The sequence below is a fragment of the Ruegeria sp. HKCCD7255 genome, from assembly GCF_013031565.1.
GTDB lineage: Bacteria > Pseudomonadota > Alphaproteobacteria > Rhodobacterales > Rhodobacteraceae > Ruegeria.
The window spans coordinates 22,386-29,119 of the sequence record NZ_WQAG01000020.1; the positions used below are offsets into that span (position 1 = coordinate 22,386).

At 56.5% G+C, this 6,734-nt stretch carries 6 protein-coding genes; 2 read left to right on the forward strand and 4 right to left on the reverse strand.

The window, feature by feature from the left end; genetic code table 11:
* The first annotated feature begins 37 nt into the window (after positions 1-37).
* Both GOX45_RS21495 and GOX45_RS21500 read left to right on the forward strand, forming a co-directional pair.
* Positions 38-739, forward strand: a complete 702-nt coding sequence (locus tag GOX45_RS21495; RefSeq protein WP_171103971.1) for an HAD family hydrolase — start codon at positions 38-40, stop codon at positions 737-739.
* A 278-nt stretch (positions 740-1,017) separates the two neighbouring features.
* Complete coding sequence (locus tag GOX45_RS21500; protein WP_171103974.1) at positions 1,018-2,379, forward strand: D-alanyl-D-alanine carboxypeptidase family protein; 1,362 nt, start codon at positions 1,018-1,020, stop codon at positions 2,377-2,379.
* A 73-nt stretch (positions 2,380-2,452) separates the two neighbouring features.
* On the opposite strand, the gene GOX45_RS21505 is transcribed toward GOX45_RS21500, so the two are convergent.
* The 4 genes from GOX45_RS21505 to GOX45_RS21520 form a co-directional block, all read right to left on the reverse strand.
* Positions 2,453-3,700, reverse strand: coding sequence for a hypothetical protein (locus tag GOX45_RS21505; protein WP_171103976.1), 1,248 nt, complete (start codon positions 3,698-3,700; stop codon positions 2,453-2,455).
* A 137-nt stretch (positions 3,701-3,837) separates the two neighbouring features.
* Positions 3,838-4,599 carry a LamB/YcsF family protein gene (locus tag GOX45_RS21510; RefSeq protein WP_171103978.1) on the reverse strand — a complete coding sequence of 254 codons (762 nt, stop codon included), beginning with the start codon at positions 4,597-4,599 and terminating at the stop codon, positions 3,838-3,840.
* A gap of 11 nt (positions 4,600-4,610) precedes the next feature.
* Positions 4,611-5,609 carry a biotin-dependent carboxyltransferase family protein gene (locus tag GOX45_RS21515; protein ID WP_171103980.1) on the reverse strand — a complete coding sequence of 333 codons (999 nt, stop codon included), beginning with the start codon at positions 5,607-5,609 and terminating at the stop codon, positions 4,611-4,613.
* The gene (locus tag GOX45_RS21520; protein WP_171103982.1) at positions 5,606-6,346 is read right to left on the reverse strand and encodes an allophanate hydrolase subunit 1; all 741 of its coding nucleotides are present in this window, start codon (positions 6,344-6,346) and stop codon (positions 5,606-5,608) included. Before GOX45_RS21520 ends, GOX45_RS21515 begins: the two co-directional genes overlap by 4 nt.
* Positions 6,347-6,734 lie beyond the last annotated feature (388 nt).

The following is a 6,734-nucleotide window of genomic DNA, read 5'->3' on the forward strand; positions in this document are numbered from 1 at the left end:
AGGTGGTCAGAGAAAAGAGGAACCGAACGGAATCAGCATGGATCAGAAGGTGACAACAATTGGTTTCGATGCAGATGACACGTTGTGGCACAACGAACGGTTCTTTCAACTGACACAGGCTCATTTTGCCGAACTGCTGAAGGATTATGCCGAACATGATCATCTGATGGAGCGATTGCTGGACGCTGAAAAGCGCAACATCAAGCGCTATGGCTATGGGATTAAAGGCTTTACCCTGTCGATGATCGAAACCGCGATTGAGGTCACGGACGACCGCGTTCCTGCGCGCGTCATTCGCTCTTTGATCGAAGCGGGGCAAGAGATGTTGGCCCATCCGATCGAGCTGTTGCCGCATGCGCGCGAGGCGGTCGAGGCCGTGGCACCTACTCATAACGTTGTTTTGGTGACAAAGGGTGATCTGCTGGATCAGGAACGCAAGCTGGCTCAATCGGGCTTGGGCGAGTTGTTTGACGCAGTAGAAATCGTTTCGGAAAAAACGCCGCAAACCTACCGCGATGTTTTCCAGAGACACGGGGATGGGCCGGCGGCCGCGATGATGGTTGGAAATTCAATGCGGTCGGATGTTGTTGCTTCGCTTGATGCCGGAAGTTGGGGTGTTCATGTCCCGCATGATCTGATGTGGGATATTGAGCACGCCGAGACACCGTCAGAGCATCCGCGATATCGGGCACTTGAGGACCTGAGCGGACTTGCAGAACTGGTTCAGTCGCTAGGGTGATGTGGCCCATTGGTCGCAGGTTGGGAAAAAACTGTTCACAAGTTTCCTTTGTTCTTGGAAGGGATCCGAATGTGGTGGGTGGAGTGGGGAAAAACACCATATATAGTGGCGTTTGAGGCCGCTCACGAATCGGAGAAACGCGCGGGTTTTGGTTTATTTGGCGAGGACTCTGTGTTAGCCTAACAGACAATAAATAAATGAGCTGACCGGGAAAACCCGGCGGCGCGAGGCAGACAGAGGCAAAAATCGTGCGGATTCGGCGGACAGTTCCTGCCCGGATGGGCTTTATCCTTACAGCATTCGTCTGGCTGATGGCGTTCGCGCCCGTTCAGGCGGTGGCGGCACCCTACGCGGCAATGGTAATCGATGCGCGAACCGGAGAGGTTCTGCACTCGCGAAATGCCGATACACGACTGCACCCGGCCTCGCTGACTAAGATGATGACGCTTTATATCGCGTTCGAGGCCGTTCGGAACGGCGAGATCACTCTGGACACCCCCGTACGCATCACCAAGGCTGCAGCGGCTGAGCCGCCCTCCAAGCTTGGACTGCGGACCGGGCAGACGATTGCGTTCCGCTATCTGATCCGTGCTGCGGCCGTGAAATCTGCGAATGATGCGGCCACGGCGATCGGAATTGCGCTCAGCGGGTCAGAGGCGGCCTTTGCTCGGCGGATGACACGGACAGCAAAAGCGATGGGGATGAGCCGCACCACGTTCAAAAACGCGCATGGTCTGACCGAGGCCGGGCATTTGTCTACGGCGCGTGACATGACCACGCTGGGGCGGCATCTTCTGTATGATTACCCGCAGTATTATAACCTGTTCTCACGCCAATCGACCCACGCAGGGATCAAAACCGTGCCGAATACCAACCGGCGCCTGCTGGCGGCTTACAAGGGCGCGGACGGGATCAAAACCGGGTACACGCGGGCGGCAGGTTTCAATCTTGTGGCTTCGGCAAAACGTAAGGATGAACGGATTATTGCCACCGTGTTTGGCGGCAAGTCCGGGGCATCACGAAACGCAAAAGTCGCGGAATTGCTCGATATGGGTTTCCGGCGCGCACCATCTCGCGCGCCCATCCGCAAACCGGCACGTCCGGCCTACGCGGGCAACACAGGGTTGGGTGATATTCAGGTCGCGCGGGCAACCGGTGCCCCCCAAACCAGCTTGCGTCCCGTCATCAGGCCGCGGGTTCAGATAGCCGAGGCTGGCGCAGAAACTGTAGACGAGAAACGCTCTCGTATTCAGGACGGTATCGCGGAAGCCATTGCCGAGGCCGCAGGGTCAACCGCGCCACGCCCGGCACCGCGCCCTCAGGGTGAACAAGTCGCTTCGGCCGAACCGGTCGAAATTCCTGAACCGCAGCAAGAGGTGGTGACTCGATTGTCATCGTCTGGTGGGCATCTGTGGGGCGTGAACGTTGGCCGTTACACGACCCGGTATGAGGCCGAGAAGGTCCTGCTGAAAACGGCGCTCACCGAAATGACGACTCTGGAAGGCACCTTGCGCAAGGTGAACCAAAGCAATCGCGGGTTTGATGCTACCTTCCAGGGCATGACACGCGAACAGGCGGACTTGGCCTGCCGTCGCTTGCAAGCGCGCAACGTTACCTGTTTCATGATCGGCCCATCATAAGGGCCGGCACATTCTCACTCATGGGCACTGGCTGTGAACCACGGTTCACAGCCTTTTTCATTTTCAGGGGCTGTCAGTCGAAAACCTGACCATGCTGATACTGCTCATCCTGACCTGCCGCAGCGGTCAGGGCGGCAACATTGTCCTTGGTAAAGAAGCCATCATATTTGTGGCAGCGCTCGATATACTCGGTGATCAACAGGGTGTTCTTCGAGTGTTTCGAGAAGATCTGTTTGAGGTTGGGATCGTCTTTGCACTCGCCCACGACATGGGCCAGAAAGGGTACGCCTTTGTCCTTCAGCGTGTTGACCACGAAATCCACGTTCTTTTCCCCGGCATTGTGGTCGCCATCCTGTATCTCGACCGCCATGTGGTGCAGGCGACGACCGAAATTGCGCACGAAATCCTCGGTAGGCATCGGTAGCTTTGCGAAAGAGTTTACAAATGACGGCGTGTTGTTGGCTGTGAAGACTTTGGCGGGTGATTTCTTGTCATCATCCACGGTCGGGTTGCGGTTCACATTGGTCGAGGAGTTCATGTCAAAGATGTTGTATGCGCCCCAGAAGTAATAGGGCACCATCGTCAGAAACTCGAGAATGGCATCCTCTCGTTCACCGGCAAGAATGCGTGTTGCCAGATGGTCGATGCCCAGCATCAGGGGTGCGATCTTGCTGTCTTGCCCAAAACCTGCGGCCTGATCCAACCGGGCTTGTTCCTCATCGCTCAGCAACACGCGTTCGCCCAGGCCAAGGCTGTCAGTGTCGTTGAAGTCCTGACTGGAGTAGCCAACCCGATTGCACGTGAAATCCGATGGGGTGGTAAAGCGGAAACCCTGCGCGGAATAAAACGGGTTTTCAGTTTCGCCGCTGTATTCAAAGCGGATACTTTGATCTTCGAGGGTGCGGGTTAACGTGTCCAAATCGCTGGCACCGTAAATTTCGCCAACATACCGCGTTTGCGGCGTGCCGCGTGCCAGCGGATACATGCGATTGACGCGCGAAATGAAATCCTCGAACGCGTCGCTGAGCGGTGCCATGACAATCAGCGCAGGAAATTGGGGCTGCGAATGCAGGATCGCGAATTTATGGGTTTGGCCCAGATAGCTGGCCGTGTGGCGGTAGGGGGTCATCACATAAAGCTCGACCAGCGTGTCAAACAAGGCGTCGCGCTCGACCTGCATGACAATTGCCTTCATAGGGCCGACCAGATCGGCTAAGCCCGAACTGGTGCGCCGTTCGTAGATCTTAGGCAGGTATTCGGCGAAAAAGTCCGAGTTTTTCTTATCGCCCCGGGGTTGATAAGACATCAGATCAAAAGACATAAGCAATGCTCCTTGCGTATTCCGATCCCGGCCAGCGCGGGGTGGAAAAGAAAATCTTCTGCCACCGCATGCTAAGCACCCAATCCGCGCCGGGGCAACACTAAGCTATCTGGTGAACACCCATGAAGTTTGCCTGATCACCGGGTGAATTTGGTCACCTCAACGCCGCCATCGATCAGGTTTTCTCGCACGGATCGCGCAATCTGAACGGCCGTAGGGCCATCACCATGCAGACAAATCGTATCGATAGATGTTTCAAGCCGTTTGCCGCTTTCGGTAATTATGGCGCCTTCTTTCACCATATTCAGAATACGCGGCCCGGCCAGATCAGGGTCGTGGATGACGGCTCCGGGTAGGCTGCGATCAACCAATGTGCCATCATCGTTGTAAGCCCGATCCGCAAAGATTTCGCCCACCCATTTGCATCCAAGCTCCCGCACGGCCTCTTCTTGTTTGGTGGCCGCAAGAACCATGATGATGATGTCGGGATCGACGTCCAATGCACCCTGATAACAGGCGCGCGCCATGTCGAAATCGACCGAACACATATTCGCCAGTGCACCATGCAGTTTCAGATGTCGGACATGCGTGCCGACCGCCTTGGCCATTCCTATGGCCGCGCCCAGTTGATACCGCGCAAGATTGCGCAGGCTGTCATGAGGCACTTTCATTCGGCGGCGACCAAAGCCTTGCAAATCCGGGAACCCCGGATGCGCGCCGATCCCCACACCGTTTTCCGCCGCCAGAGCCATCGTCTGAGCCATGACGTCCCAATCGCCACCATGAAACCCGCAGGCGATATTGGCTGATGTGATGATCTTCAAAAGGGAGGCGTCATCACCCATCTTCCACGGGCCAAAGCTTTCACCCATATCGGCATTCAGATCGACGCGGGGCATGGGTAAACTCCTTATTCTGTGGCTGAGATCATTCCGCTGATCAATTGGTAGGACAACAGATCGGGAATGTCATGCGGGTCGCGCACGAGATCCTCGACCCGGCGGGGCAGGCGCATCAATTCCGACCGGAACGCCGCATCTGCCGCCAAAGCCTGATCGAGCGACACAAACTCGAACTGAACCCCAGCACCCGCCGGTGTTTGCACCGCGCGCGGCATGTCACAGGGCAGGACGGTCGCAATTCGGGGATAGCCTCCAGTGGTCTGACACTCGGGCAACAAGATGAACGGGTTACCCGTGCCGGTCATCTGTATGTCTCCGGGCGTGATCACTTCGGACAAGATGTTCAGCTGACCTTTGGCGGCAAACCCCGCACCGTCGCTTTCCAGCTGCATGCCCATTCGGTTGGCACGGGCTCCGCGTTGGAAAGTCGTTGCGGAAAACCGGTCCAGAGTGGATTGATCGAACAGCTCAGTCTGAAAGCTTGAGACGATCCGCAACAGACCGCCCGAGAACCGATTGTCGGGCCGCAGCTTTTTACCTGCCTCCCCTTTGTCTGGTCCCGTTGGCAGAATGTCACCGGCTTGGATCGCAGCGCCGATATTGGCGGTCAGATGGGTCGAGCGTGAGCCAAGAAAAGGCGTCGTATCGATCCCGCCACCCAGATGAAGATAGCCATAATTGCCGTGCCTGGCGGCGCCGATCACAAGCGTCTGTCCGGGCTCAAGGCTATGCGACGCGTTCCAGGCAATCGTCGCCCCGTCGATTGTGCCCTGCATGGGTGCTCCGGTCAGCGCAAAGCGCAGGCTTTGCGTTGCCTCGAACGTGCCGCCCAGCCCGGCCATCTCTAGCTGTGCCAGATCAGGACTTTGACCCAACAAAGCGGCCCCTTCATACAGAGCCAAAACATCGGCAGCACCAGACCGGGACAGACCGCGATCCAGGTATCCGCTGCGTCCAAGATCCTGTACCGTGCAGGCCGGGCCGATTGCGTGCACCCGCAAACTCATGATGTGATCTCTTCAAACACAGCACCACCCATGGCATCGGTTTGCAGCGCGTCGTATTCGTCGCGGGTGACAGAGGTGAAAATCACCTCATCGCCGGGGTCCAAAGAAAAGCTGTCGGCGTGATCAGGGCGAAAGCACTGAAACCCGGTCTGCCCCACATGGCGCCATCCGGTGGGCGTTGGGCCCGCAAACAGCACAAATTGCGATATCGCCAGCACCAGCGCACCACGCGGTACCATGGGGGTCAGCTCTTTCTGCCGGGGGATGTTGAACTCTGGCCCCAGCGGGCCAAGATAGGGCTGCCCGGGTGCAAACCCGATAGTCAAAACGCGTACGCGCGATTGACTTAGGCGGTGAATAGCCTCTTCGGGGCTTAAACCCGCGGCGTACGCCGCCTCATCCAATTGGGGGGCAAGATCGGTTCCGTAGACAGTGGGCACATGCCACAGCTTACGGCCCTTTGGCAAAGGCGCGCCATACCAGTCCTGGCGCTCTAACATCTGTGTCAAACGCTCCAGAACGTCTTCATGTGGCAGGACCTGCGGATCAAACCGCAGATAAGTTGATGCAAGCGAAGCCGAGGTTTCGATAACCCCGTCCCAGTTCAGCGTTTCGACTGCGTTTCGAAAAGCAATCGCTGCCCGGTTTGAGGCTTCTGTCATAGTATCTGCAAATGTGACCAGCGCTCCATCAAGGCCAACGGATCGAATTCGTGGGAACGTCTTTGTGCCTGTCATTGGGTGCCTGCGTACTGGCCTGTTGTTTCATGCAGCGACCTGACCCCATCAATGACCAAAGTGCAAGTTCTCAGGGGAGAGAATCCGAAACCACCAGATGCGGTTTTGAGAACAGTTTCTAGGCCAAGGTGAATCACTTGTGGCTCTGAGGTCTTGTGCTGCGGGGTGTATCCTGAGCTATATATTGTGTTCGGACCGAGTGCTGATTTCGGGTTTGCGGCTGCTGAATAGGGCGCACGGGCCAGCACCAAAGGCTTATGTGGCCTCAGGTGAATGTAAGATATTGTTTTTTATTATGAAATTCTAAATTTGAAAAAAATGTGAAAATAGCCATTTTTCTTCTTGCGGAAGTTTTGAGTATTACTTAGAACGCCCTTCACCGGCGCAG

What these genes read in the sequence shown, in the direction of transcription:
- GOX45_RS21495 (WP_171103971.1), top strand. Translation starts at nt 38, where the DNA reads ATGGATCAGAAGGTGACAACAATTGGTTTCGATGCAGATGACACGTTG.
- GOX45_RS21500 (WP_171103974.1), top strand. Translation starts at nt 1,018, where the DNA reads ATGGGCTTTATCCTTACAGCATTCGTCTGGCTGATGGCGTTCGCGCCC.
- GOX45_RS21505 (WP_171103976.1), bottom strand. Translation starts at nt 3,700, where the DNA reads ATGTCTTTTGATCTGATGTCTTATCAACCCCGGGGCGATAAGAAAAAC.
- GOX45_RS21510 (WP_171103978.1), bottom strand. Translation starts at nt 4,599, where the DNA reads ATGCCCCGCGTCGATCTGAATGCCGATATGGGTGAAAGCTTTGGCCCG.
- GOX45_RS21515 (WP_171103980.1), bottom strand. Translation starts at nt 5,609, where the DNA reads ATGAGTTTGCGGGTGCACGCAATCGGCCCGGCCTGCACGGTACAGGAT.
- GOX45_RS21520 (WP_171103982.1), bottom strand. Translation starts at nt 6,346, where the DNA reads ATGACAGGCACAAAGACGTTCCCACGAATTCGATCCGTTGGCCTTGAT.